The sequence below is a fragment of the Rhodoplanes roseus genome (assembly GCF_003258865.1).
In the GTDB taxonomy this organism is placed as follows: domain Bacteria; phylum Pseudomonadota; class Alphaproteobacteria; order Rhizobiales; family Xanthobacteraceae; genus Rhodoplanes; species Rhodoplanes roseus.
Window position 1 is genome coordinate 1 of sequence record NZ_NPEX01000025.1, and the last position, 21322, is coordinate 21322.

At 69.4% G+C, this 21322-nt stretch carries 25 protein-coding genes and 2 tRNA genes; 16 read left to right on the forward strand and 11 right to left on the reverse strand.

What is annotated here, in order from left to right; translation table 11 throughout:
• From CH341_RS34085 to CH341_RS05755, 4 genes are all read left to right on the forward strand, one after another.
• The coding region (locus CH341_RS34085) for a hypothetical protein (RefSeq protein ID WP_170149490.1) at window positions 1-273 on the forward strand (273 nt) is incomplete at its 5' end.
• 40 nt (window positions 274-313) lie between these two features.
• On the forward strand, window positions 314-907 hold the full coding sequence (locus CH341_RS35730; RefSeq protein WP_245430897.1) for a hypothetical protein: 594 nt from the start codon (window positions 314-316) through the stop codon (window positions 905-907).
• An 11-nt stretch (window positions 908-918) separates the two neighbouring features.
• Window positions 919-1203 (forward strand): hypothetical protein, encoded by a 285-nt coding sequence (locus CH341_RS05750; protein WP_111418077.1) that lies wholly within the window; start codon window positions 919-921, stop codon window positions 1201-1203.
• 79 nt (window positions 1204-1282) lie between these two features.
• Window positions 1283-2428 (forward strand): hypothetical protein, encoded by a 1146-nt coding sequence (locus CH341_RS05755; protein WP_146604382.1) that lies wholly within the window; start codon window positions 1283-1285, stop codon window positions 2426-2428.
• Window positions 2429-2524: 96 nt separating this feature from the next.
• Here CH341_RS05755 and CH341_RS05760 read toward each other — a convergent pair.
• Window positions 2525-2601, reverse strand: a tRNA-Asp gene (locus CH341_RS05760).
• A gap of 252 nt (window positions 2602-2853) precedes the next feature.
• Between CH341_RS05760 and CH341_RS05765 the strand changes: the two genes are divergently transcribed.
• Window positions 2854-3156, forward strand: coding sequence for an HU family DNA-binding protein (locus tag CH341_RS05765; RefSeq protein ID WP_111418079.1), 303 nt, complete (start codon window positions 2854-2856; stop codon window positions 3154-3156).
• Between the two features lie 86 nt (window positions 3157-3242).
• On the opposite strand, the gene CH341_RS05770 is transcribed toward CH341_RS05765, so the two are convergent.
• The 7 genes from CH341_RS05770 to rpiA all read right to left on the reverse strand — a co-directional run bounded on the left by CH341_RS05770 (window position 3243) and on the right by rpiA (window position 9881).
• Window positions 3243-4514 (reverse strand): hypothetical protein, encoded by a 1272-nt coding sequence (locus CH341_RS05770; RefSeq protein ID WP_146604383.1) that lies wholly within the window; start codon window positions 4512-4514, stop codon window positions 3243-3245.
• A 418-nt stretch (window positions 4515-4932) separates the two neighbouring features.
• Entirely contained in the window at window positions 4933-6321 is a 1389-nt protein-coding gene (locus CH341_RS05775; RefSeq protein WP_111418081.1) for a class II 3-deoxy-7-phosphoheptulonate synthase, read from the reverse strand.
• A gap of 143 nt (window positions 6322-6464) precedes the next feature.
• Window positions 6465-6869 carry a type II toxin-antitoxin system VapC family toxin gene (locus CH341_RS05780; protein ID WP_111418082.1) on the reverse strand — a complete coding sequence of 135 codons (405 nt, stop codon included), beginning with the start codon at window positions 6867-6869 and terminating at the stop codon, window positions 6465-6467.
• Complete coding sequence (locus CH341_RS05785; protein WP_111418083.1) at window positions 6866-7120, reverse strand: type II toxin-antitoxin system VapB family antitoxin; 255 nt, start codon at window positions 7118-7120, stop codon at window positions 6866-6868. Before CH341_RS05785 ends, CH341_RS05780 begins: the two co-directional genes overlap by 4 nt.
• Window positions 7121-7261: 141 nt before the next feature.
• Window positions 7262-8650 (reverse strand): glutathione-disulfide reductase, encoded by a 1389-nt coding sequence (gene gor / locus CH341_RS05790; protein WP_111418084.1) that lies wholly within the window; start codon window positions 8648-8650, stop codon window positions 7262-7264.
• On the reverse strand, window positions 8647-9162 hold the full coding sequence (locus CH341_RS05795; RefSeq protein ID WP_111418085.1) for a DUF2059 domain-containing protein: 516 nt from the start codon (window positions 9160-9162) through the stop codon (window positions 8647-8649). The genes gor and CH341_RS05795 overlap by 4 nt, the downstream gene beginning before the upstream one ends.
• A gap of 23 nt (window positions 9163-9185) precedes the next feature.
• On the reverse strand, window positions 9186-9881 hold the full coding sequence (gene rpiA, locus CH341_RS05800) for a ribose-5-phosphate isomerase RpiA (RefSeq protein ID WP_111418086.1): 696 nt from the start codon (window positions 9879-9881) through the stop codon (window positions 9186-9188).
• 201 nt (window positions 9882-10082) lie between these two features.
• Here rpiA and gph point away from each other — a divergent pair, with 201 nt between their 5' ends.
• From gph to CH341_RS05815, 3 genes are all read left to right on the forward strand, one after another.
• Window positions 10083-10772, forward strand: a complete 690-nt coding sequence (gene gph / locus CH341_RS05805) for a phosphoglycolate phosphatase (protein ID WP_111418087.1) — start codon at window positions 10083-10085, stop codon at window positions 10770-10772.
• A gap of 109 nt (window positions 10773-10881) precedes the next feature.
• Window positions 10882-11412 carry an LSm family protein gene (locus CH341_RS05810; protein WP_111418088.1) on the forward strand — a complete coding sequence of 177 codons (531 nt, stop codon included), beginning with the start codon at window positions 10882-10884 and terminating at the stop codon, window positions 11410-11412.
• Between the two features lie 57 nt (window positions 11413-11469).
• Window positions 11470-11544: transfer RNA gene (locus CH341_RS05815), tRNA-Val, on the forward strand.
• 148 nt (window positions 11545-11692) lie between these two features.
• Here the strand turns inward: CH341_RS05815 and CH341_RS05820 are convergent.
• Window positions 11693-12595 carry a LysR family transcriptional regulator gene (locus CH341_RS05820; RefSeq protein ID WP_111418089.1) on the reverse strand — a complete coding sequence of 301 codons (903 nt, stop codon included), beginning with the start codon at window positions 12593-12595 and terminating at the stop codon, window positions 11693-11695.
• A gap of 171 nt (window positions 12596-12766) precedes the next feature.
• Between CH341_RS05820 and CH341_RS05825 the strand changes: the two genes are divergently transcribed.
• Both CH341_RS05825 and CH341_RS05830 read left to right on the forward strand, forming a co-directional pair.
• A complete protein-coding gene (locus tag CH341_RS05825; RefSeq protein ID WP_111418090.1) occupies window positions 12767-13759 on the forward strand; it encodes a Bug family tripartite tricarboxylate transporter substrate binding protein in 993 nt (330 codons plus the stop codon).
• 45 nt (window positions 13760-13804) lie between these two features.
• Window positions 13805-14239: a cupin domain-containing protein gene (locus tag CH341_RS05830; protein ID WP_111418091.1), complete on the forward strand. Its 435-nt coding sequence runs from the start codon at window positions 13805-13807 to the stop codon at window positions 14237-14239.
• A gap of 20 nt (window positions 14240-14259) precedes the next feature.
• Here CH341_RS05830 and waaC read toward each other — a convergent pair whose 3' ends face one another.
• Window positions 14260-15222, reverse strand: a complete 963-nt coding sequence (gene waaC, locus CH341_RS05835) for a lipopolysaccharide heptosyltransferase I (RefSeq protein WP_111418116.1) — start codon at window positions 15220-15222, stop codon at window positions 14260-14262.
• A gap of 149 nt (window positions 15223-15371) precedes the next feature.
• Here waaC and galE point away from each other — a divergent pair, with 149 nt between their 5' ends.
• The 6 genes from galE to CH341_RS05865 all read left to right on the forward strand — a co-directional run bounded on the left by galE (window position 15372) and on the right by CH341_RS05865 (window position 20207).
• Window positions 15372-16382 carry a UDP-glucose 4-epimerase GalE gene (gene galE / locus CH341_RS05840; protein WP_111418092.1) on the forward strand — a complete coding sequence of 337 codons (1011 nt, stop codon included), beginning with the start codon at window positions 15372-15374 and terminating at the stop codon, window positions 16380-16382.
• A 242-nt stretch (window positions 16383-16624) separates the two neighbouring features.
• Complete coding sequence (locus tag CH341_RS05845; RefSeq protein ID WP_111418093.1) at window positions 16625-17269, forward strand: DUF47 domain-containing protein; 645 nt, start codon at window positions 16625-16627, stop codon at window positions 17267-17269.
• 10 nt (window positions 17270-17279) lie between these two features.
• On the forward strand, window positions 17280-18284 hold the full coding sequence (locus CH341_RS05850; RefSeq protein ID WP_111418094.1) for an inorganic phosphate transporter: 1005 nt from the start codon (window positions 17280-17282) through the stop codon (window positions 18282-18284).
• 80 nt (window positions 18285-18364) lie between these two features.
• Window positions 18365-18793 (forward strand): NUDIX hydrolase, encoded by a 429-nt coding sequence (locus tag CH341_RS05855; RefSeq protein ID WP_245430898.1) that lies wholly within the window; start codon window positions 18365-18367, stop codon window positions 18791-18793.
• A gap of 179 nt (window positions 18794-18972) precedes the next feature.
• A complete protein-coding gene (locus tag CH341_RS05860) occupies window positions 18973-19389 on the forward strand; it encodes a hypothetical protein (RefSeq protein ID WP_111418095.1) in 417 nt (138 codons plus the stop codon).
• Between the two features lie 116 nt (window positions 19390-19505).
• Window positions 19506-20207: a fumarylacetoacetate hydrolase family protein gene (locus tag CH341_RS05865; RefSeq protein WP_111418096.1), complete on the forward strand. Its 702-nt coding sequence runs from the start codon at window positions 19506-19508 to the stop codon at window positions 20205-20207.
• A 58-nt stretch (window positions 20208-20265) separates the two neighbouring features.
• Here the strand turns inward: CH341_RS05865 and CH341_RS05870 are convergent, their stop codons facing one another.
• The gene (locus CH341_RS05870; RefSeq protein WP_111418097.1) at window positions 20266-21261 is read right to left on the reverse strand and encodes a tripartite tricarboxylate transporter substrate binding protein; all 996 of its coding nucleotides are present in this window, start codon (window positions 21259-21261) and stop codon (window positions 20266-20268) included.
• Window positions 21262-21322 lie beyond the last annotated feature (61 nt).

Below are 21322 nucleotides of genomic sequence, written 5' to 3' on the forward strand. Positions count from 1 at the left end.
GCCCGCGACCTCGGGCGCAAGCGCCAGGACCAGCGCGGTCGCTGGAAGCACCGGGTGCAGATCGAAGGCGCCGCGGCGCCCACCTGGGTGGATGCGGCGCAGGTCTTCGCGCGCGCCGTGGACGCCAAGACCGCGCGCAAGCGCGCCTGCCATTATCGCGACGACGTCGCGCCGAGCCTCACCATCGTGGAGGCGCTGATCGAGCTCGCCGGTCAGCCGGAGCCGGCGATCGGCAGAGCGGGGGCGGCCGAACGGGAGCATGCCGATGCCTGAGCAGACACCCGAGACGATCATCGACGGCATGGCGAAGGTGATGATCGAGGAGCGCTGGGCTGTGTCGCTGGAGACGCCGGTGGGCTGCTCGCTCCGCCCCGGCTTCGAGAAGCGGCTGCGCGATGCGGGCTTCGGCGACGTCGACGTCGCGGCATATTACGACCTGGCCATCGCTCGCGCGGCCGAACGCAGCAGTGCCGCTGCGGCCGCATCGCCCGCCGGAGCGGAGACCGAGGCAATCGCCCAGGTCGCGCCCGCACCGCCGCAAGCCGAGCCGTTGCTGCCACCCGGCTTTCAGTGGGCCTGCGTCGAGGTGTTCGGGCATCGCCGTCATTTCGGGCGGTGCACCGAAGAGGAGCGCTTCGGCGCCAAGATGCTCCGGGTCGACGTGCCGAAACCGGCGTCCGACGGACCGTCCGCCGTTGCCTGGACGACCCACTATTACGGCGGCGGCGCCCTTTTCTCGTACACGCTCCCCGACGAGGAGACCGTCATGTCGAGGAACCGCCCCTACGTCTCGCCTTATCCGCGGCGGATCGCGCCGCCGGAGTTGCCGGCCTCCGAGGACGACAACGGAGACGAGGTCCTCGAGAGTGTCGATCACGCGGGCGTCGACGACGACCGACCATTCTGACGGGGCCGCGGATGTCGATGCGCTTCAAGCTTCCGCCCGGAGGAGACGTGCCGCCCGTCGTGGCGGCGCGTCGGCTCGGGCTGTCGCTCGACGCGTTTCGAGACGCCCTTCCGGCCCTCGTCCAGTCCGGGTTTCCGGCGGCCGACGCCATCACCGGGAACTACGACCTGGATGCCATCGACGCGTGGCGGCGCCGCCGTCATCCCCACCTCTTCGGACAGTTGACCCCGCCGCCTGCTGCGCGCGACGCTAGAGACGTCGTGGCAGCGAGGGTGGCGAGGTTGCGCGGTGGGTAACGTGAAGGTCCGATACTATGTCACCCGCAAAGCTTGGCCGAACAGCCGCACATGGGGCTATTGGGTTCCGACTCCCACGATGCGAAAGCTCGGTTTTTCCATGGTTGATTGCGGGGAGGACGGGCCTCAGGCCTGGGCGATCGCACATCGCTGCAACGAGCGATGGGATGAAGCCCGAAAAGCCGCCCGGGCGGCCCGGAAGGGAGAGGCCGTCGAAAGCTCCGGCCCGGCGGCACGCGTCTACCCGGCCGGCAGCCTCGGCGAAGGCTATGCGCGATATCGCGCGACAGCCACCTGGAAATCGAAGCCGCCCAGGACGCGAGAGGACTGGGAGCGCGGCTGGAAGCACATCGATCCGATCTTCGGCGACGTCGACCCTGGCTCGACCTCGCTCGAGGATCTGGACGCCTGGTATGCGGCCCTGCTGGAGCGCGTCGGCGTGCGCGAGGCTCATCGAGCCATGAAGATCTGGCGAGCCCTCTGGCGCGTGGTCGCCGCCCTCAAGAAGGCCGACGGCACTCCGTATTGCCTGCGCCAGGAGGACCCGTCGCTCGGAATTCGGAGGAAGACGCCGACGCCCCGCAACGCGATCTGGCGCGAAGGCGAGGCGGTCCGCCTCGTCAAGGCGGCGTGGCGGAACGGCTACCGCGGCCTCGCGGCGGCGCTCGCGGTCGCATGGGACACCATGCTGTCCCCTGTCGATGTGCGGACGCTCACCACCGCCCAGCTGCGCGACGACGGAGGCGGATCGTTGTTCTCGCTCGCGCGCGCGAAGACCGGAAAGGCGGCGATCGGCACCGTGAGCCGCCGCACCGAGCGGCTGGTGGCTGCCTACATCGAGAGCCTCCCCTTCAGCCTCCTCCCCGACACTCCGATTTTTCACACGCGCGGCGGGGAGCCGGGCTCCAAGGGCGGTCGCCCCCGGCCGCCGGTGCCCTACACGAAGGACACACTCGGTGACGACTTCCGTGTCGTGCGGACACTCGTGTTTCCGGGCGACACGCGCAAGCTGATGGATTTCCGCCGGAGCGGAGCCGTCGAGGCCGTCGCGGGCGGCGTCGATCCAGCCGCACTGGCCGGGAAGATGGCGAACACGATCGACCAGAATCGCGCGCTGCAGGAGACGTACCTGCCGCAGAACGCCGCTGTGGTCCGGCTCGCCGACCGCGCCCGCGCGAGCGGACGGGCACGACTGCGACAGTCGAAGAATGGAGACGGTCGATGAGGTCAGATGGCGAACAGTCGAGCGGAAAAGTTGAATCGCTCGGCCCGAAAAAGTTGAATCGCTCGGGGAGAATTTCGCCTAAGCCATTGAGATGGCTGGCGGGAGCGACGGGACTCGAACCCGCGACCTCCGGCGTGACAGGCCGGCGCTCTAACCAACTGAGCTACGCCCCCGAACTTCGGAGCCGCTGAAATAGGGCCCTGATCGATCGAAGTCAAGCGCGCAGAGACGACTGATCCGACGGACAGAAAACCGCTCTCGAAGAGGCGCAAAAACAGCTGCCGGGCAAGCCTTTTCGGCACCATACCCGCCGAAAACCCATGGGAAGCGGGCCTTTCTTGCATTTGCCGCTGGTCAAAGCGCGGGAATCATATATTTGACGGGCGGTTTTCGCGTCCATCGATCCAGCAGAGGAGGGATTTGTGATGGCCAAGGCTGCAACGACCACGGCACCGACCGTGACGCTCAAGCACATCGCCGCGACGATCGCCGGCGACCACGAGATCGCCAAGAAGCAGTCCGAGGCGATTCTCAACGATTTCGTCGGGCTGGTCGTGAAGCACCTCAAGAAGGGCGACCGCCTGCGCATCGGCGGCCTCGGCATCCTCCAGGTCCGCAAGCGCGCCGCCCGCATGGGCCGCAACCCGGCCACCGGCGAGCAGATCAAGATTAAGGCGAGCAAGAAGGTCGCGTTCCGCGCCGCCAAGGAGCTCAAGGACGCGATCTGAGTCGCGGTCCCACGCCAGGCCGGACGGGCTGCGGCCCGCCCGGAGCAGCGGCCAGGAGGCCGGCCGGCCGGCGGACGTGCCGGCGGTCAGAAACGTCCCTTCGCCTGCAGCAGCAGGCCGTAACGCTGCTGCTCGAACTTCGTGAGGTCGTAGCTCGACCCGAAGCTCGGGCCGAACGTGACCTTGCCGGTATCGGCGTTGAGCCCCCAGTACCGCCCGCCGACCCCGAGCTCCAGGAACGGCGTGACGGCGTAATTCACGAACACCTCCGCCTCGATGCCGTAGCCCTGCGACGATCGCGAGATCACGTTGGGAGCCGGCCCGAGGTCGCTCATGCTCTGGCGCATGAGATGGCTGTCCTTGTTCTCGAGGCGGGCGATCGGGATGTAGGCGACCTCGCCGGCGACCGACCAGCCCGGCAGGAACTCCCAGCGGCCGTCGATCCCGAGGCGCAGCGCATGCCATGTCGGCTCGTAGGCCAGCACGGCCGTCGTGTACGGAATCTGCACCGACCCGGGTGGCCCGCAGACCGCGCCGCCGACGTCGTCGGCGTTGCAGGTCAGGCCATAGGCCGTCAGCTTCTCGTTCCAGTAGTGATAGCCGACGAAGCCGCCGACCCGGAATCCGGCTCTCGGCACATTGAAGGACCAGCCGGCGTCGACGATGCCGTAGTGAAAGCTGTCGCCGTTGATGTCGCTCGACGTGTCCGAGAACACGTACTGGCCTGCGAAATAGTCCCGGTCCGTGATGGTGCCGCCGCCGAGCGTGCCGGCGCCGATCAATCCTTTCACGAAGACGCCCGTGGGCCGGTGATCGATGCGGCCGAACACCTCGCCGGCGTGGCCGCGGGTGTCGCGCCAGTCGAGCGTCGAGGTGGGATCGCCGTAACCGGGGGCGCCATTGCGGAAGCCGAAGTCGGCCTTGCCGGTCGAGTACCAGTAGCGGCCGCCGACCTCGAACGCGAAGGTCCGCACCGGCGCCGGGACCACATAGGCCGGCCATGCCGCGCCGCGGACAGGGGCCTTGGTGACGAGCGGCGCGCTGGAGACCGATCCGGTAACGTCGGCCTCGCGAGCCGACCCGGCGGTTCGGGTCGGAGCAGAAAGGTCGGGCCAAGCCGGGCCCCAAGTCCCCTCGCTGTCGGCCTTGGCAACGGCCGGGGGCGTGGCGGGCTCACGGACGATGGATCCGGTGACGTCGGCGTCGGCCGCAGGAGACGACGGCTGTGCCCGTCTCTCCTGCTGGACCGAAGCAACCGGCGCGGCCTGCGCCTCGGCCGTCACGCTCGGCCATTGCGGGCCGAGATCCCCGGCTGCCGCGTCTGCGGACGGAACGGCGCGGGTGCGTGGTCTGGACAACCCGGCGGGGCCTTCGGCGGTCGGCGACGGCTGTGCCCGTCGCGGTTCCGCATCGGCTCTCGCCGCTGGCGACTCGCGTCCTTCGGACCCGAGCGCCGGCCAGCGCGGCCCCGGATCCCAGACCGTGGCCTCGTCCGTCGGTCCGGACGGCAGGCTCGGCCATTCGGCGGCATGCGACGCGACGCTCGCCGCCAGTGCTGCGGCGGTCGTCGCTGCGTACAGAAAGAGGCCTTTGTCCCTCTTCACCCGGCCCCCCTGCGCCGCCGTGATCAGGACAAGTTGACCCGACTTGTTATCGATTCATTGCCGCTTTCCGCAGCCGGCCGCCGCAAGTTGGCCGGAGCGGTTAACGCCGCGTGAAGAGACTTTCGAGGGCACGGATGCGGCCGGCCCGCAGGCCGGCCGTGGCCACCGCGACCTAGAGGCTCGCGGAAGCCGGCATCGGCACGTGCCGGGCGAGGCGCTCCTTCTTGAGGAGCTCGGCGAGCAGGAAGGCGAGGTCGATCGACTGCTCGGCGTTCAGCCGCGGATCACAGAAGGTGTGATAGCGGCTGTTGAGATCCTCGTCCGAGATGGCGCGTGCGCCGCCCGTGCATTCGGTGACGTTCTTTCCCGTCATCTCGAGATGGACGCCACCCGCGATCGTGCCTTCGGCCGCATGCACGGCGAAGAAGCCCTTCACCTCCTGGAGAATGCGGTCGAACGGCCGGGTCTTGAAACCGGACGCCGACGAGATCGTGTTGGCGTGCATCGGGTCGCACGACCAGATCACGTTGCGCTTCTCGCGCTTCACGGCGCGCACCAGCGGCGTGAGCAGCTCGCCCACCCGGTCGGCACCCATGCGGCAGATCAGGGTGAGGCGGCCCGGCTCGTTGTCCGGATCCAGCACCTCGATCAGCCGCATCAGGTCGTCGGCCTTCATGGACGGGCCGCACTTGAGCCCGATCGGGTTCTTGATGCCGCGGCAGTACTCGACATGGGCGTGATCGAGCTGGCGCGTGCGGTCGCCGATCCACAGCATGTGGCCGGACGTGCAGTACCAGTCCCCGCTGGTCGAATCGACGCGGGTCAGCGCCTCCTCGTAGCCGAGGAGGAGCGCCTCGTGGCTGGTGTACAGCTCGGTGCCCCGCAGCTCGGGATGCCGCTCGAGGTCGAGGCCGCAGGCCTGCATGAAGCCGAGCGCCTCGGAAATGCGGTCGGCCAGCTCCATGTAGCGGCGCGACTGCGGCGAGTCCTTCACGAAGCCCAGCATCCACTGATGCACGCTGGCGAGGTTGGCGTAGCCGCCCTGTGCGAAGGCGCGCAGCAGGTTGAGGGTCGCGGCGGACTGCCGGTAAGCCTCGAGCTGGCGGCGCGGATCGGGGACGCGTCCGGCGGCCGTGAACTCGTTGTCGTTGACGATGTCGCCGCGATAACTGGGCAGCGCGATGCCGCCCTGCGTCTCGGTCGGCGAGGAGCGCGGCTTGGCGAACTGGCCGGCGATGCGCCCCACCTTCACGACCGGCGAGGCAGCCGCATAGGTCAGCACCACCGCCATCTGGAGGAAGACGCGGAAGAAGTCGCGGATGTTGTTGGCGCCGTGCTCGGCGAAGCTCTCGGCGCAGTCGCCGCCCTGCAGCAGGAAACACTCGCCCGCCGCGACCCGCGCGAGCTGCCGCTTCAGGCTGCGCGCCTCGCCCGCAAAAACCAGCGGCGGAAAGGTGGAAAGCTGCTTCTCGACGGCCGTCAGAGCGGCCAGATCCGGAAAGTCCGGGACCTGCTGAACAGGCTTCTTGCGCCAGCTATCGGGGGTCCACCGCTCGGGCATGTGCTTGTCCTCGTCGCGCGGGCCGGGTCTCGTCCCGGTGCCTTCTTGGACCGCGCGGGCGGGTTATACACGAGGCTGGCGCGCGGAGGCCAGCCCGATGGTCCGGGGCCCGTTTAGCCCCGGAGCACAATGCGCCCGCCGTCTCAGCCGACGGGCGGAGGCGCCGGCACGATATCGGTGCGACCGAAATCGTTTCCCTTGAACAGCAGCGGCTCGCCCGTGGCCTTCGCCAGGGCATAGCTGAAGCAATTCCCGAAATTCAGCCGCGCCGGGTGCCCGCTGCCTTTGCCGAAGTCCCGATAGGCCTGACGAGCGATCCGGGCCTGCGCCTCCGTGACCGGCTCGATGATCACGTCCGCCTCTTTCAGCAGGTCGTCCAGATTGCGACTGAGCGTCGGATCGTTGTTTCGATCCACCACCAGACCTGTCTCGAAATAAGTCGGCGCGGACATACGCGGCACCTCCGCATCCCCGATCGAGACGAGGAACCGCTCTCCCTCCGGCTCCTCCTTCAGGATTGCGATCAGGGCCGAGGTGTCGATGATCATTTGGGCAATCCGTTCTCGTCGTAGAGAAGCGCGTCGTGCTCCATCGATCTCCAGGGCTCCTTCCAGCGCGGCCCACTATCCTTGGCGATAGCCCTCAGGCGATCGACGAGGTTTGCCCGGTCGCCTCGCTGCACCCGCTCCAACCGCTCGCGCAACGCGGTGGTGACCGCGTCGGGGATGCTCTCGCCCGTGGCCCGGGCGAGTTCCTCGGCCAAGCGGTGCGCCTCTTCCGTATCGATGTTCAGGCCCATGGGGCCCTCCGCTGCTCGTCCCACGCCAATGTAAGGCGCGCGCCCGCAGGCAGCAACGGTTGTGCGGAGCCGGCCGCGCACGGGCGACGCTGCGGCCCGACACCCGCGGCGACGCGACGTTTCGCGGCTCGGCCGCCGCCCCTACTCGGCCGCCTTCCGGCGGTGCTGCAGCGTCGGCTGGCGCATTGTCACCAATTCCTCGGCCGCGGTGGGATGGACGGCCATGGTGGCGTCGAAGTCGGCCTTGGTGGCGCCCATCCGGAATGCGATGCCGACGAGCTGGATCATCTCGCCCGCGCCCTCGCCGACGATGTGGCAGCCCACCACCCGGTCGGTCGCGGCGTCCACCAGGAGCTTGAGCAGCACCCTGGTGTCGCGGCCCGACAGAGTCGCCTTCATCGGACGGAAGCTCGTCCGGTAGACGTCGACGTCGCCGAGCTCGGCCAGCGCCTCCGCCTCGGTGAGCCCGACCGTGCCGATCTCGGGCTCCGAGAAGACTGCGGTCGGGACGTTACGATGGTCCGTCCGGGTCGGCTTGCCACCGAACACCGTGTCGGCGAAGGCGTGGCCCTCGCGGATCGCCACCGGCGTGAGATTGATCCGGTTGGTCACGTCGCCGACGGCCCAGATGCCCGGCACCGAGGTCTGCGAGTATTCGTCGACCGCGATCCCGCCATTGGCGGCCAGCTTGATCCCGACGTTTTCCAGGCCGAGGCCACGCACCGCCGGCGGCCGGCCGATCGCGAACATCACGGCGTCGGCGGCGACCTGCATGCCGCCCGACAGATGCGCCGTGTAGCTCTTCCCGCAGGGCTCGACAGCCGCGACCGTGTTGCCCGTGATCACGTGGATGCCGCGCTTCTCGAGCTCGGCGCGCAGATGCTGCCGCACCTCGTCGTCGAAGCCGCGCAGGATGTTCTCGCCGCGATAGACCAGGGACACCTTGGAGCCCAGCCCGGCGAAGATCGAGGCGAACTCGACCGCGATGTAGCCGCCGCCCTGCACCAGGACACGGCCCGGGAGCGTCTCCAGGTGAAGCGCCTCGTTGGACGAGATCACGTGCTCGATGCCGGGGATGGCCGGACCGAGATGCGGCGTCGCGCCGGTGGCGATCAGGATGTGCTCGGCCCGGATGCGCTCGCCCGTCGCCTCGAGCCGGACGGTCTTGGCGTCCTCCAGGACGGCGCGGCTCTTGACGATCTCGACGCCGGCCTTGCCGAGCGTCGCCATGTAGGCCGCCTCGAGGCGCGCGATCTCGCGGTCCTTGTTGCCGATCAGGGTCGACCAGTCGAAGGTCGGTGCGGTCGCGTCCCAGCCGAAGCCGGGCGCGTCCTCGAAGGCCTCGCGGAAGCGCGCGGCGTAGACGAGGAGCTTCTTCGGCACGCAGCCGCGGATCACGCAGGTGCCGCCGACCCGATACTCCTCCGCCACCATCACGCGCGCGCCGTACCCGGCCGCGATCCGGGCGGCGCGCACGCCGCCGGATCCGGCCCCGATCACGAACAGGTCGACGCTGCGTGCGGCACTCACAGGTCGTGGCCCTTCTTCTTCATCTCTTCGCGGAACTTGGACATCACCTCGTTCGAGAACGCATCGGCCCAGACCTGGGCGCGCTTGAGGCCCTCGTCGATCGCCACCGGCTCCTCGGTCGACATCTTCTTGCCGAGCGGCGACTTGTAGAACGCGATCAGCTCCTTCAGCTCGGCCTCTGTGAACTTCTGGGCGTAGACGGTAGCGACCTCGTTGAGCAGCTCTCCACGCTTGGCGTCGTAGTCCTTGCGCAGCTTCAGGGCGACCTCGTTGAGCTCGTTGCCGAGCTGGGGGTTGGTCGGCAGGAAGGTGTTCTTCACGAACTCGACCACGCCGGTGACGATCGGATCGAACATCGCGCTGCCGCCCTTGATGACGATCAGCTCGCGGGCCGTGGCGACGGCAGCCGGCGACGGCGCCGGAGTCGATTGCGCGTGGGCCGGCGCGAGCCCGAAGGCACCCGACGCGAGGGCCACCACGGCGGCGGCACGAAGGAGCGAGGCGACCTGCATGTGAATCCCCTGTTGCAAACCGATCAGGCGTTTTCGACGCGGAGTCCGGAGGCACCCGCAATGATCGCGGTGCGCACCAGCCCGATGAACAGTCCGTGCTCCACCACGCCCGGAACCGCGGCGAGCCGCTCGGCGAGCACCCGCGGTTGCGGGATTCGACCGAGCGCGAGATCGAGGATGAAGTGCCCGCCGTCCGTGACGAAAGCGTGGCCCTCGCGGGTGCGGCGCAGCTCCGCCGGGCCCGGGCAGCCTGCCGCGGCGGCGGCGGCCTCGACGGCGATGCGGGTCGGCGCGAGGCCGAACGGCACCACCTCGACCGGCAGCGGGAAGCGACCGAGCGTCTCCACCCACTTCGACTCGTCGGCGATGACGATCATGCTGGCCGACGCCGAGGCGACGATCTTCTCGCGCAGCAGCGCGCCGCCCCCGCCCTTGATGGCGCTGAGGTCGGGCGCGATCTCGTCGGCCCCGTCGACCGTCAGGTCGAGGACCGGAGTCTCCTCGAGCGTCGAGAGCCGGATGCCGGCCGCCTCGGCGTCCGCCCGGGTGGCCTCCGAGGTGGACACCCCGATCACATCGAGGCCGGCCCGCACCCGCTCGCCCAGGAGAGCGACGAAATGCTTGGCGGTCGACCCGGTGCCGAGGCCGAGGCGCATGCCGGGCCGGACGAAATCGAGGGCGCGGGCGGCGGCTTCGCGCTTGAGGGAGTCGGGAGTCATGGGCGCTACGCGGGACGGTTCCGGGACAGGACGGTTGCCCGCTATGTAGCCTTGTTCCGACCGTCCGCCTAGGGCCGGGCCGGCATCGGCGGCCGGGATCGCCGCTCCGGGCGGGATTCTACCGCATCGCAGAAGGAGTGGCTTGCGTCGTCGCGTCGGCCCGGGTAAGGCCCGGTCTCCGGGGCTAGACCCGAGGCAGACATGCACCAGCCCGCGCCGCCGCTCGTCGTGTTCGATCTGGACGGCACGTTGGTCGATACCGCGCCGGATCTCATCGACACGCTCAACGGCCTGCTGTCCCGCGAAGGGATGGCCGCAGTGCCGTTCGACGAGGCGCGCCGGTTCATCGGCGGCGGCGCGCGGCTGCTCATCCAACGCGGCCTGACGGCCCACGGCCGCGCCTGCGGGCCGGACGACATCGACCGGCTATACGCGGTCTATGTGGACGATTACGCGGCCCGCATCGCCGAGCTGTCGCGGCCGTTTCCGGGGCTCGAGGACGCACTCGACGTGCTCGCCGGCCAGGGTTGCCGGTTCGCCGTCTGCACCAACAAGCTCGAACGGCTGTCGGTGAAGCTGCTGGAGGCCCTCGGCCTCGCCGAGCGGTTCCCGGTGATCTGCGGCCAGGACACGTTCCCCGTGATGAAGCCGGATCCGCGCGCCCTGCTCGGCACCATCGCGGCGGCCGCCGGCTCCCCCGGATGCGCCGTGATGGTCGGCGATTCCGGGACCGACATCGCGACCGCCAAGGCCGCGGGCGTGCCCGTCGTAGCCGTCGACTTCGGTTACACGGACGTCCCGGTGGCGAGCCTCGGGCCCGACCGGGTGATCAGCCGCTATGCCGACCTTCCGGCCGCCGTCGCCGAACTGCTGGCGTTGCAGTCCCGCTGACGAGGCGGCCAGCAGGCGTCGCCTCCGCCGGACACCTCCGGACCCCAAATGGTTGCGCCCGCCCGTGCGCATGCCTAATGTCGCGGTGGGCGTTGGGGGACGCCGAACCATGACCACCGTTTCGTACCGTGTTCTGGCGGTCGCGGCCGCGGGCATTCTGCTCGCAGGATGCGAGTCGCTGTCCACCTTCCAGGTGCCGAGCTTCGGCCTCGGCGGCCCGGCCACCACGGCGCTGAACCTGGAAAGCGATCCACCCGGGGCCGAGGCCAAGCTGGCGAATGGCGCGAGCTGCCGCACGCCCTGCACCCTGCCGGTGCCGCTCGCCGGCGACATCGCGGTCAGCTTCACCTTGCCCGGCTATCAGCCGGTGACGGTTCCGGTGCAGACCGTGCGCTCGGACACGAACCCCGGCGAGCGCGAATTCGCGAGCTCCACGGTCATGTTGGAGCCCAATCCGGTGTATGTGGAGCTGCAGCCGGTGCCGCCACCGCCGCAGAAGCGCCGGCCGACCGCGCAACGCGCCCGAGCCTCGAAGCCCGCGGTGCGCCAGACCCGCCCGGCCGCCGCGCCATCGGCGCCGCCGGCTCCTGCGACGGCGCCCGCCACCATCGCGCCGGCGACCCCGCTGCCGCCACAGTGATCCAGCGGCCGGACCTTGACAGGTCAGGCCCCGCCCTTTACTTCGCCACTTCGGTCCGGGCGCTTAGCTCAGCGGGAGAGCACATCCTTCACACGGATGGGGTCGCAGGTTCAATCCCTGCAGCGCCCACCACCGGATCTCCCAAAACACGACCCGATCGACATTCACTCCTGTTCCGGCCCTTTCGCCGCCGGGCCCGAAAGGTCGGTCCGCGGCGCACCGCATCGTCCGTTGCGGGTTCGCCCCCGTCGATGCAACCACGACCTCGCTGTCCTGACCCTCACGCCGCCGGCCGCAACGCGACGGCGGCCTCTCTGATGCTGGCGATGAACCGATCGAGAGCGGGCGGGCGCCAGGAATCGCGCCGGTACACCGCCGAGACCGGGAACGGCCAGGTGAGGCTCTGCACCGGGAGGATCGCGAGATCGCCGGCCGATGCGCTCTCGCGAACGAGGCTGCGCGACGCGAAGGTCAGGAGATCCGAGCAGGCGACCGTGCGCAGCCGGAACGCTACCGAGCGGGACTCGAAGCAAATCCGCAGCGGCGGATAGCCGCCCTCGCGAAACCGGTCCAGCAGCCAGCGCTGGGAGATCAGGGTCTGCTCGGAGAGCGCCCAGCGCTCCCGCGCCAGATCGTCGAGCGTCACGCCGGCTCTGTGGGAGAGCGGGTGCCCCACCGAGGCGCAGACCACGAACTCGTCCTCGTACAGGAACTCGCTGGCGAGCGACTCGTGCGGACGACCATAGTTCACGATCACGTCGAGCTCGCCTTCGAGCAGCGCCGGAATCATCAGGTCGTTGTCGGAGATGCCGACCTTCAGACGAATGTTCGGGGCGTTCCCGATCACGTCCGCGAAGGTCCGGGCCAGCAGCGTCTCGGAGACCGCCATGCTGAGACCGATCCTGAGCTGACCGGTGCGCCCCTCACTGACCTCGGCGATCTCGCGCTCGACGTTGCGCACCATCAGCCGCAGCTCGCGCACGCGGCCCAGCAGGGCCGCGCCCTCCGGAGTGAGCACGACGCCGCGGGCGGTGCGCCTCACCAGCTTGACCTTCAGCCCGGTCTCGAGCCGCCGAAGACTCTTGCTGAGCGCCGGCTGAGTGAGACCCAACGCCTCCGCCGCACGGCCCAGATGCCCGTGCTCGGCAGCCACGGCGAAATACTCGATGTCGCGCAGCTCCATGCCGATAACCGGAATTCATCGGGACGGGAAAGCCGGATGATTGAGGAGGCCTGCCGGGGCTGTCAACCTGAGATGGCCGAAGCGGACCGGAACACCGGCCGCTGCGGCGCACCGGACGCGACGACGACCGTCGTCGCATCGGGTGCCACGTGAACAATCAGGGGAGCGCTCATGAAGACGTTGAAATCGATCGTCGTCGCGACGGCCCTTCTCGCCGTCGGCCTCGTTGCAGCGCACAGTCAGGATCGCTTTCCGAACCGGACCGTGCGGATCATCGTGCCGTTCGGGCCGGGCGGCACCACCGACACGGTGGCACGCGCGCTCGCGGCGGACCTTTCGGTGCGGCTCGGCCAGCCGGTCATCGTGGAGAGTCGTCCGGGCGCGGACGGGATCGTCGCGCTGCAGGAGCTGGTCCGGTCCGGCGCCGACGGCCATACCTACATGCTCGGCAACGTCACGACCAATGCCATCACGCCGATCCTGTTCGCCAGCAAGATGTCGATCGACTACGACCGCGACGTCGTGCCGGTGATGCGGCTCGTCGACGTGCCGGCCTTCCTGGTCGCGACCACCAAGAACTTCGACGCCAAGACCGTGACCGAGTTCGTCGACTACGCCCGCCGGAATTCGGGCAAGGTCAATTACGGGATCACGGGCGTCGGCAGCTATCCGCATTACGACATGGCCGTACTGGCCCGGCGCGCCGGCAATGTGTCGCTCACCGCGATCCCCAACAAGGGCGGCGCCTCGGTCATGATGAACGACCTCCTGACCGGCACCGTGCAGGCCTCGTTCATCAATGCCGCGACCACGGTCGGCAACGTGCAGGCCGGCACGCTCCGGGCGCTCGCGGTGGTGAATCACAAGCGGCTCGCCGGCTTCCCGGATGTCCCGACCATGGCGGAGGCCGGCTATCCGGGCGTCGGCACGATCGCTTGGCAGGGGCTTTTTGCGGCCGCGAAGGCGCCGCCCGAAGCGTTGGAGCGGATGCGCGAGGCGACCTCCGAGGCCCTGAAGTCGCCGTCCGTCATCCAGGCGCTGGAGACGCAGCTCTTCACCATCATCCCGACCGGATCGCTGGCCGAGGCGCGAAGCTGGCTCGCCGAGGACATGGCGGCGTGGCGCAAGACCATCGGCGAGATGAAGCTCGACGTCCAGAACTAGACGGCCGCCGGCCGCGCCCGACCTTACAACGAACAGGAGTCCTCGATGCTCGTTTTCGACCTCGGCACCGAACAGGAGTGGAACCCGACCCATCACGTCGAGAAGATCCTCGGCGAGCTGGGCGGCGGCGACGTCACCATCGCGTGCTGGGAGCCGGGCCAGATCAGCCCGTATCACAGCCATCCGGACGCGACCGAGATGTATCTGTGCCTGTCGGGCGGCGGCACCATGCGCACCCCGACCGAGACGATCCCGGTCACGCCGGGCGGCCTCGTCGTTCATCCGCCCGGAGAGCTGCACGAATACGCCAACGGCGCCGTCCGCAGCGTGCTGTTCCGGGTCCGCTACGGGAGCGACATGGCGGCTCGTCATTTCGACTGGCGTGGCCGTACGGGCTGGGTCCAGTCGAGTGAGGACGCCGCCTATTTCCGGGACAATCCGCCCTCCGGAACCGGCGTACGCGTCACCGTGAGAGCCTGATCCGGGCGCCGTGGCGGGCTTCAGCGGGTCCGCAGCGGCAGCACACGATCGACCGCGGCCTCGACCTCGGCGAGGCCGCAGCGCAGGCCGTCGCCGCCGAGCGTGACGATCGGCCCGGTGCCGGTCGGGCCGGTGAGGGCCGGCTCGCTGCCGACGAAGATCGACACCAGCGGCACACCCAGCGCAGCGGCGAGATGCAGAAGGCCGGTGTCCACGCCCACCACGACGGTCGCGCCGGCGATCAGCCGCGCCACCTCGTCGAGCGGACGACGATCCGGAATGCGGACGCGCGGCAGTGCGTCGGCGAGCCGCTTCGCGCGCGCCTCCTCGGCCGGCGTGCCCCAAGGCAGGACGACGTCGAGATCACGGTCCGCGAGAGCCCGGCCGAGGGCGATCCAGTCGGCCTCCGGCCATTCCTTTTCGGCGCGCGCCGTGGCGTGCAGCAGGATCGCGTAAGGCCGCTCCGCTCGCGGCGCGAGAGCGGCACGGTCCAGCCCGTAGTCGACCGGCCCCTCCGGCACGTAGCCGAGCGCCGCCCCGGTGAGGAGGCGGTTGCGGGCGACCGCGTGCAGGTCGCGCCCGACGCTGTGGCGCACCTCGTAGCACAGGGTGGCGAGCCCCTCGCGGACGCTTCGCCGGTCGTAGCCGTGCCGCCGCCCGCGTGCGAATCGGGTGATCACGGCGGTGCGGACGAGTCCCTGGGTGTCGATCACGGCGTCGTAGTCGCGCCCCCGCAGGCTCGCCACGAAACGACGAATCTCCTGCCAGGTGGAGCGGCGCTGCAGCGCCCGCCGCCAGCGCCGCCACGCCACCGGCACGACCTCGTCGACGCCGGGATGCAGCCGCGCGAGCGGCACGAAGGCCTCCTCGACGACCCACACGAGCCGGGCCGTCGGCCGCGCGCGGCGGGCGTCGGTCACAGCCGGCATGTTGTGCACCACATCGCCGAGCGACGAGGTCTTGATGAAAAGGACGTCGACCATGAAACCGCGCTGGGGTCCGGCGAGCGCGGTTTTCATATACAGACCCGGGTCGCTTGTCACCCGGGCCCCGCCGCCGGGTCCGGCCGCCCTGCCCCTGGCCGATGCCCGGCTCCGCCGCTATACGGGACCGAGCCAGGAAGGACATTCGGATGAGCATTCTCGTGACCGGCGGTGCCGGCTACATCGGCAGCCACATGGTGCACGCCCTGGTGGACGCCGGCGAGCGGGTGGTGGTTCTCGACAATCTGTCGACCGGCTTTCGTTTCGCGGTGCCGCAGAAGGCGGTCCTGGTCGTCGGGGATACGGGTGACGGCGCCCTCGTGTCGCGTCTGATCGGCGAGCACCGCATCGACACGATCATCCATTTCGCCGCCTCCCTGGTCGTGCCCGAGTCGGTCGCCGATCCGCTGAAATACTACCGCAACAACACGGCGAACTCGCGCACCGTGATCGCCTGCGCGGTGGCGGGCGGCGTGAAGAACTTCGTCTTTTCGTCGACCGCGGCGGTATACGGCAACCCGGCCCGCGTGCCGGTCGCCGAGGACGACACCCCGGCGCCGATGTCGCCCTACGGGTCGTCGAAGCTGATGACCGAGATCATGCTGCGCGACGCCACCGCGGCCCATGGATTGCGGCACGTGATCCTGCGCTACTTCAACGTGGCCGGCGCCGACCCCCAGCTTCGCATCGGCCAGGCGACCGCGAATGCCACGCATCTCGTCAAGGTCGCGATCGAGACCGCGCTCGGGACGCGACAGAAGATGGATGTGTTCGGCACCGACTACCCGACGCCGGACGGCACCTGTATTCGCGACTACATCCACGTGACCGATCTGGTGGCCGCGCATGGCGACGCCCTGCGCTATCTGCGGGCGGGCGGCGCCCCGGTGACGCTCAATTGCGGTTACGGTCGGGGCTTCTCGGTGCTGGAGGTGATCGATACGGTGAAGCAGGTGGCCGGCGTCGACTTCCGGGTCGACTTCGCCCCGCGGCGCGCCGGCGACCCCGCCGCGATCGTCGCCGCCAGCGACCGGATCCGCAGCCTGCTCGGCTGGCAGCCCCGCTACGACGACCTCGGCACGATCGTGGCGCACGCCCTCGCCTGGCAGAAGAAGCTCGATACGCTCGCCCTGGGCGCGGCGGCCACGGGGCGCGGATGAGCTGAACCCATATTCATCCAATCGCGGTCGGGCCGCCGCTCTGCGCCGGATGGAACTCTCCCCTGCCCGGCCGGCTGTCGTATTCGTGTCATCGAGGCTGACTCGCGCGCCTTTCGGGTCCATAGGAGCGTCGGATCGTCCGACTCGCCGCCTGGCGGGGCTATTCGATGTGGGCGGTCCACGACCGGGCCTCCGAAAAGCCCGGCTCCGGACGACCCTACGATTCCGCAGGAAGGATCGACATGCTCGGCTGGTTCCAGGCGCTGATGCCCAAGGAAGAGCGCTTCTTCGACCTGTTCACGCGCCACGCCGAAACCGTCGTGGCCGGCGCCGAGGCGATGCGGGGGCTGCTGCAGGGCGGCAGCGAGGTCCCGCATTTCTGCAAGCTGATCGTCGAGCGCGAGGCCGCGGCCGACGAGATCACGCGTTCGGTGCTGATGGCGGTCCGGCGCAGCTTCATCACCCCGTTCGACCGCGGCGACATCCAGGGCCTGATCTCGTCCATGGACGATTCCATCGACCAGATGCACAAGACCGCCAAGGTGATCACGCTGTTCGAGATCGACCGCTTCGAGCCCTGCATGACCGAGATGGGCGACGTCATCCTGCTGGCCGCCGAGCAGGTCCGCACCGTGGTGCCCCTGCTGCGCTCGATCGGCCGGAACGTGGCCCAGATCAACATCCACACCGAGGAGATCACCCGGATCGAGGAGCGCGCCGACCAGCTGCACGACCGCGGCCGCAAGGAGCTGTTCCTGAAGCACCGGACCGGCGACGCGATGGAGTTCGTGATCGGCGCGGACATCTACGGCCATCTCGAGAAGGTGGTCGACCGCTTCGAGGACGTCGCCAACAAGATCAGCGACATCGTCGTCGAGCAGGTGTGAGGCACGCCGCATGGATGCCACCCTGGCGCTGCCGCTCCTGATCGCCCTGATCGGCGTGGCGCTGCTGTTCGACTTCCTCAACGGCCTGCACGACGCGGCCAACTCGATCGCCACCATCGTCTCGACCCGTGTGCTGCGGCCGCAATACGCCGTCCTGTGGGCGGCGTTCTTCAACTTCATCGCCTTCTTGTTTTTCGGCCTCCACGTCGCCCAGACGATCGGCACCGGCATCATCGATGCCGCCGTGGTCGATTCCAGGGTGGTGTTCGGCGCCCTGATGGGCGCGATCTGCTGGAACGTCATCACCTGGGTGTTCGGCATTCCGTCGAGCTCGTCGCACGCGCTGATCGGCGGGCTCGTCGGAGCCGGCGTCACCAAGGCCGGGGTCGGCTCGATCGTCTGGGGCGGGCTCGGCAAGACGGCCGCCGCGATCTTCCTGTCGCCGCTGGTCGGCTTCTCGCTCGCTCTCCTGCTGGTTCTGATCGTGTCCTGGGCGCTGATCCGGCAGACGCCCTTCGCCGTGGACCACGCCTTCCGGTCGCTGCAATTCGTCTCGGCGTCGCTCTACTCGCTCGGCCACGGCGGCAACGATGCCCAGAAGACGATGGGAATCATCGCCGTGCTCCTCTACTCTCAGGGGCACCTCGAAGGCGGCTTCTACGTGCCGTTCTGGGTGGTGATCACGTGCCAGATCGCGATGGCTCTCGGCACGCTGTTCGGCGGGTGGCGGATCGTTCGTACGATGGGCTCCCGGATCACCCGGCTGACACCGCTGCAGGGCTTCTGTGCCGAGACGGGCGGCGCCATCACGTTGTTCATGGCGACCAGCCTCGGAATTCCGGTGTCGACGACGCACACGATCACGGGAGCGATCGTCGGCGTCGGAGCGGCACGGCGAGTCTCGGCGGTGCGCTGGAGCATCGCCGGTAGCATCGTTATTGCATGGGTGGTCACAATGCCGGCTGCCGGCGCCATCGGCGCTTTCTTCTACCTGGCCTGCGGTCTTTTCACATGAGGACATGAGAGTTGGCTCGCCGCCACATCCGCGACGACTCCAAAGGCGGCGCGTCCAAGCGGGGCACCGCCAAGCGTCCGATCCAGTATGCCGCCGTGCCGTATCGGCGGACCGAGGACGGCGTGACCGAGGTGATGCTGCTCACCTCGCGGGAGACGCGGCGCTGGGTGATCCCCAAGGGCTGGCCGATCCGCGGCGCCAAGCCGCATGCCTCGGCGGCTCGCGAGGCGCTCGAGGAGGCCGGACTGATCGGGCGCACCGGCACCGAGGCGATCGGCTCCTACCGCTACGACAAGCGGCTGAAGAACGGGGTCGAGACCCGTTGCAAGGTCGAGGTGTTTCCGCTCGAGGTCGAAGGACAGCGCAAGCGCTGGCGCGAAAAAGGGCAGCGGAAGCTGCGGTGGTTCACACTGCTCGACGCGGCTCAGGCCGTGCAGGAGCCCGGACTGCGGAAGCTTCTGCGCCAGCTCGACACGCTGTTGCCCGACGAGGGCGACGAGGAGGAGTGAGGCCGGACGGGCCGCAGCATCGCGCGACACGCGGCTGCAACCGTGCCCCAGGTGGGGCGATCCGAAGACCGAATGCCGAGATGATTTCCCGATTGAGCCTCAGATCCGCGCCCAATCCATGGGACAGGTCGCGCGGATGTCGCCGGACAGCCCGTCGGCCCCGGCGTATTGGAGCCGTCATGTCCTGTCGTGTGTTTGGAATTGGCCCGGCCGTCACGGCCCTTCTGTTGAGCGCGACGGCGATCCTGGCCGCCACCGGTCCGGCCCCCGCGGTCGCCGCGCCGGAGTGCCTGGCCGCCCCCGACGACACACCGACCGACGGCCGCCGCTGGTTCTATCGGCTCGACCACGGCACCAGCCGCAAATGCTGGTACCTCAAGTCTGCGGGCGAGCCCCGCGCCGCTGCGCCCGCCCGGGCAGAGGCGAGCGCGGCCGATTTGCCCCCGGCCCCGGCCGTCCCGCTCGCGGCAGCAGCGGGCGCCGGTTCGGGGCCCACGGTCGCGCTGAGCCGGCCCTCGCACCCGCTCACCGAGTCGGAGCGCGACGCGTTGTACCGGGAGTTCCTCGCCTGGCGGCTGCAGCAGCCTCCAGAATAGGCAACCTGGTCGCGCTGCCCACATTGACGGCCGGCGCGCGTATGGTATGGGGCGGGCCTCTCGACCGAACGGCCGGTTTCCGGCCGCCCCCGCCACTCCTTGCCCGAGACCTCTGCATGAGCGCGAGCTACGTGATCGATCCTCCCCCGCAGGCGACCCTGGCGGTCGCCGGGTCGGACAAGCTCTTCCCGGTGCGGCGCATCTGGTGCGTCGGCCGCAACTACATCGAGCACATCCGCGAGATGGGGAACGACGAGCGCGAGCCGCCCTTCTTCTTCGCCAAGCCGGCCGATGCGGTGGCGCCGGACGGCTCGACCGTTCCCTACCCGCCGCTGACCAAGGACATGCATCACGAGGTCGAGCTCGTCGTTGCGCTCAAGGGCGGCGGCCGCAACATCAAGACCGAGGACGCGCTCGAGCTCGTCTGGGGCTACGGCGTCGGCATCGACCTGACCCGCCGCGACCTGCAGATCGCCTCGCGCAAAATCCAGCGGCCGTGGGAGATCGGCAAGGCGTTCGACGCCTCGGCGCCGTGCGGCGCGCTCAAGCCCGCCTCCGAGATCGGCCATCCGTCGAAGGGGCGCATCACGCTCTCCTGCAACGGCACGCTGCGCCAGGACGGCGACCTCGACCAGATGATCTGGAACGTCCCCGAGGTCATCTCGAAGCTGTCCGAGTCGGTCGCGCTCGCGCCCGGCGACATCATCATGACCGGGACGCCGGCCGGCGTCGCCGCGACCGTGCCGGGCGCCACGCTCGAATGCACGGTCGAGGGCGTCGGCACGCTCACCGTGACCATCGGCAAGCCGCTGGCCTGAGCCGGCCGCCTCGCGAGATCCGGGCCGGCGCATGCCGCCGGCCCGTCGCGCTGCGGGGTCAGCGAACGCCCTGCTCCGCCTGCTTCAACAGCCCGACCTGGGCCATGAAGGTCTTCACCTCGCCGTCCTCCTTGGCGATGACGCGACCGAACTCCACGGCCGGCAGGAAGGCCGGGCGGACGCCGAGCCGAGCCGAGGCCTCGACGAAGTCCGGGCTCGCGACCGTCGCCTTGATGGCGGCTTCGAGCGACGCGATGGCCGATGCGGGGGTTCCCTTCGGCACCGCGATCCCGCGCCACGCCTCGAGATTCAGATCGAAGCCCTGCTCGCGGGCGGTCGGCACGTCGGGAAAGCTCGGGTCGCGGGCCGCCGTGAGCGCCGCAAGCAGCCGAAGCTGGCCGCCGTTCACGTAGCTGGTCAGGGCGCCGGGGAGCTGAAGGACCGCATCGACCTGGCTGCCGAGCAGGCTCGGCACCACCTGGGCCGCGCCGAACGGCACCTCCACGGCCTCAGCGCCGCCTGCCTTCAGCAGTGCGACCAGCGACATGTGGGTGTGGCTGCCGACCCCGGAATGGCCGATGGTGATCTCGCGCGGCCGCTGCTTCATGGCGGCGACGAACTCGCCGAGCGTCTTCCACGGAGCGTCCGCCCGCACGGCCAGCACGGGCGTCTCGATCAGCACGCGCGCGACCGGCTCGAAGGCCGTGTAGTCGACGGCGAGCGCACCGGAATGGTGCGCCGTGGAGATCGAGTTGGAGTTCCAGACGATCGCCGTACCATCCGCCTTCTGCTGCATCACCCAGCGATAGCCGATGGCGCCGCCGGCGCCGGGCCGGTTCACCACGATGACCTTGTTGCCGAGCCGTCGCGACATGCCGTCGGCGAGCAGTCGCGCCGTGACGTCGGCCGACGAGCCGGCCGGAAACAGCACCGTCATCTCGACGATGCTGCGCTCCGGCAGCGCCGTGTCGGCAGCGGCCGGAGCGGCGAGCCCCGCCCAGGCGGCCACGGCCCCCACGAGCGATACGCACAACACGGATCTGTGGATGGTCATACGTCCTCCCGATCGTTGTTCTCGTCCGGACGCGATGCGGCCGGCCCGGAGGCTTTTGCCC

What these genes read in the sequence shown, in the direction of transcription:
- CH341_RS05845 (WP_111418093.1), top strand. Translation starts at nt 16,625, where the DNA reads ATGCTCGGCTGGTTCCAGGCGCTGATGCCCAAGGAAGAGCGCTTCTTC.
- rpiA (WP_111418086.1), bottom strand. Translation starts at nt 9,881, where the DNA reads ATGACTCCCGACTCCCTCAAGCGCGAAGCCGCCGCCCGCGCCCTCGAT.
- CH341_RS05775 (WP_111418081.1), bottom strand. Translation starts at nt 6,321, where the DNA reads ATGCCCGAGCGGTGGACCCCCGATAGCTGGCGCAAGAAGCCTGTTCAG.
- CH341_RS05785 (WP_111418083.1), bottom strand. Translation starts at nt 7,120, where the DNA reads ATGGGCCTGAACATCGATACGGAAGAGGCGCACCGCTTGGCCGAGGAA.
- CH341_RS05825 (WP_111418090.1), top strand. Translation starts at nt 12,767, where the DNA reads ATGAAGACGTTGAAATCGATCGTCGTCGCGACGGCCCTTCTCGCCGTC.
- waaC (WP_111418116.1), bottom strand. Translation starts at nt 15,222, where the DNA reads ATGGTCGACGTCCTTTTCATCAAGACCTCGTCGCTCGGCGATGTGGTG.
- CH341_RS05755 (WP_146604382.1), top strand. Translation starts at nt 1,283, where the DNA reads ATGCGAAAGCTCGGTTTTTCCATGGTTGATTGCGGGGAGGACGGGCCT.
- gph (WP_111418087.1), top strand. Translation starts at nt 10,083, where the DNA reads ATGCACCAGCCCGCGCCGCCGCTCGTCGTGTTCGATCTGGACGGCACG.
- CH341_RS05780 (WP_111418082.1), bottom strand. Translation starts at nt 6,869, where the DNA reads ATGATCATCGACACCTCGGCCCTGATCGCAATCCTGAAGGAGGAGCCG.
- CH341_RS05850 (WP_111418094.1), top strand. Translation starts at nt 17,280, where the DNA reads ATGGATGCCACCCTGGCGCTGCCGCTCCTGATCGCCCTGATCGGCGTG.
- CH341_RS05820 (WP_111418089.1), bottom strand. Translation starts at nt 12,595, where the DNA reads ATGGAGCTGCGCGACATCGAGTATTTCGCCGTGGCTGCCGAGCACGGG.
- CH341_RS05830 (WP_111418091.1), top strand. Translation starts at nt 13,805, where the DNA reads ATGCTCGTTTTCGACCTCGGCACCGAACAGGAGTGGAACCCGACCCAT.
- CH341_RS05765 (WP_111418079.1), top strand. Translation starts at nt 2,854, where the DNA reads ATGGCCAAGGCTGCAACGACCACGGCACCGACCGTGACGCTCAAGCAC.
- CH341_RS35730 (WP_245430897.1), top strand. Translation starts at nt 314, where the DNA reads ATGATCGAGGAGCGCTGGGCTGTGTCGCTGGAGACGCCGGTGGGCTGC.
- CH341_RS05870 (WP_111418097.1), bottom strand. Translation starts at nt 21,261, where the DNA reads ATGACCATCCACAGATCCGTGTTGTGCGTATCGCTCGTGGGGGCCGTG.
- CH341_RS05795 (WP_111418085.1), bottom strand. Translation starts at nt 9,162, where the DNA reads ATGCAGGTCGCCTCGCTCCTTCGTGCCGCCGCCGTGGTGGCCCTCGCG.
- CH341_RS05865 (WP_111418096.1), top strand. Translation starts at nt 19,506, where the DNA reads ATGAGCGCGAGCTACGTGATCGATCCTCCCCCGCAGGCGACCCTGGCG.
- CH341_RS05750 (WP_111418077.1), top strand. Translation starts at nt 919, where the DNA reads ATGTCGATGCGCTTCAAGCTTCCGCCCGGAGGAGACGTGCCGCCCGTC.
- galE (WP_111418092.1), top strand. Translation starts at nt 15,372, where the DNA reads ATGAGCATTCTCGTGACCGGCGGTGCCGGCTACATCGGCAGCCACATG.
- CH341_RS05860 (WP_111418095.1), top strand. Translation starts at nt 18,973, where the DNA reads ATGTCCTGTCGTGTGTTTGGAATTGGCCCGGCCGTCACGGCCCTTCTG.
- CH341_RS05810 (WP_111418088.1), top strand. Translation starts at nt 10,882, where the DNA reads ATGACCACCGTTTCGTACCGTGTTCTGGCGGTCGCGGCCGCGGGCATT.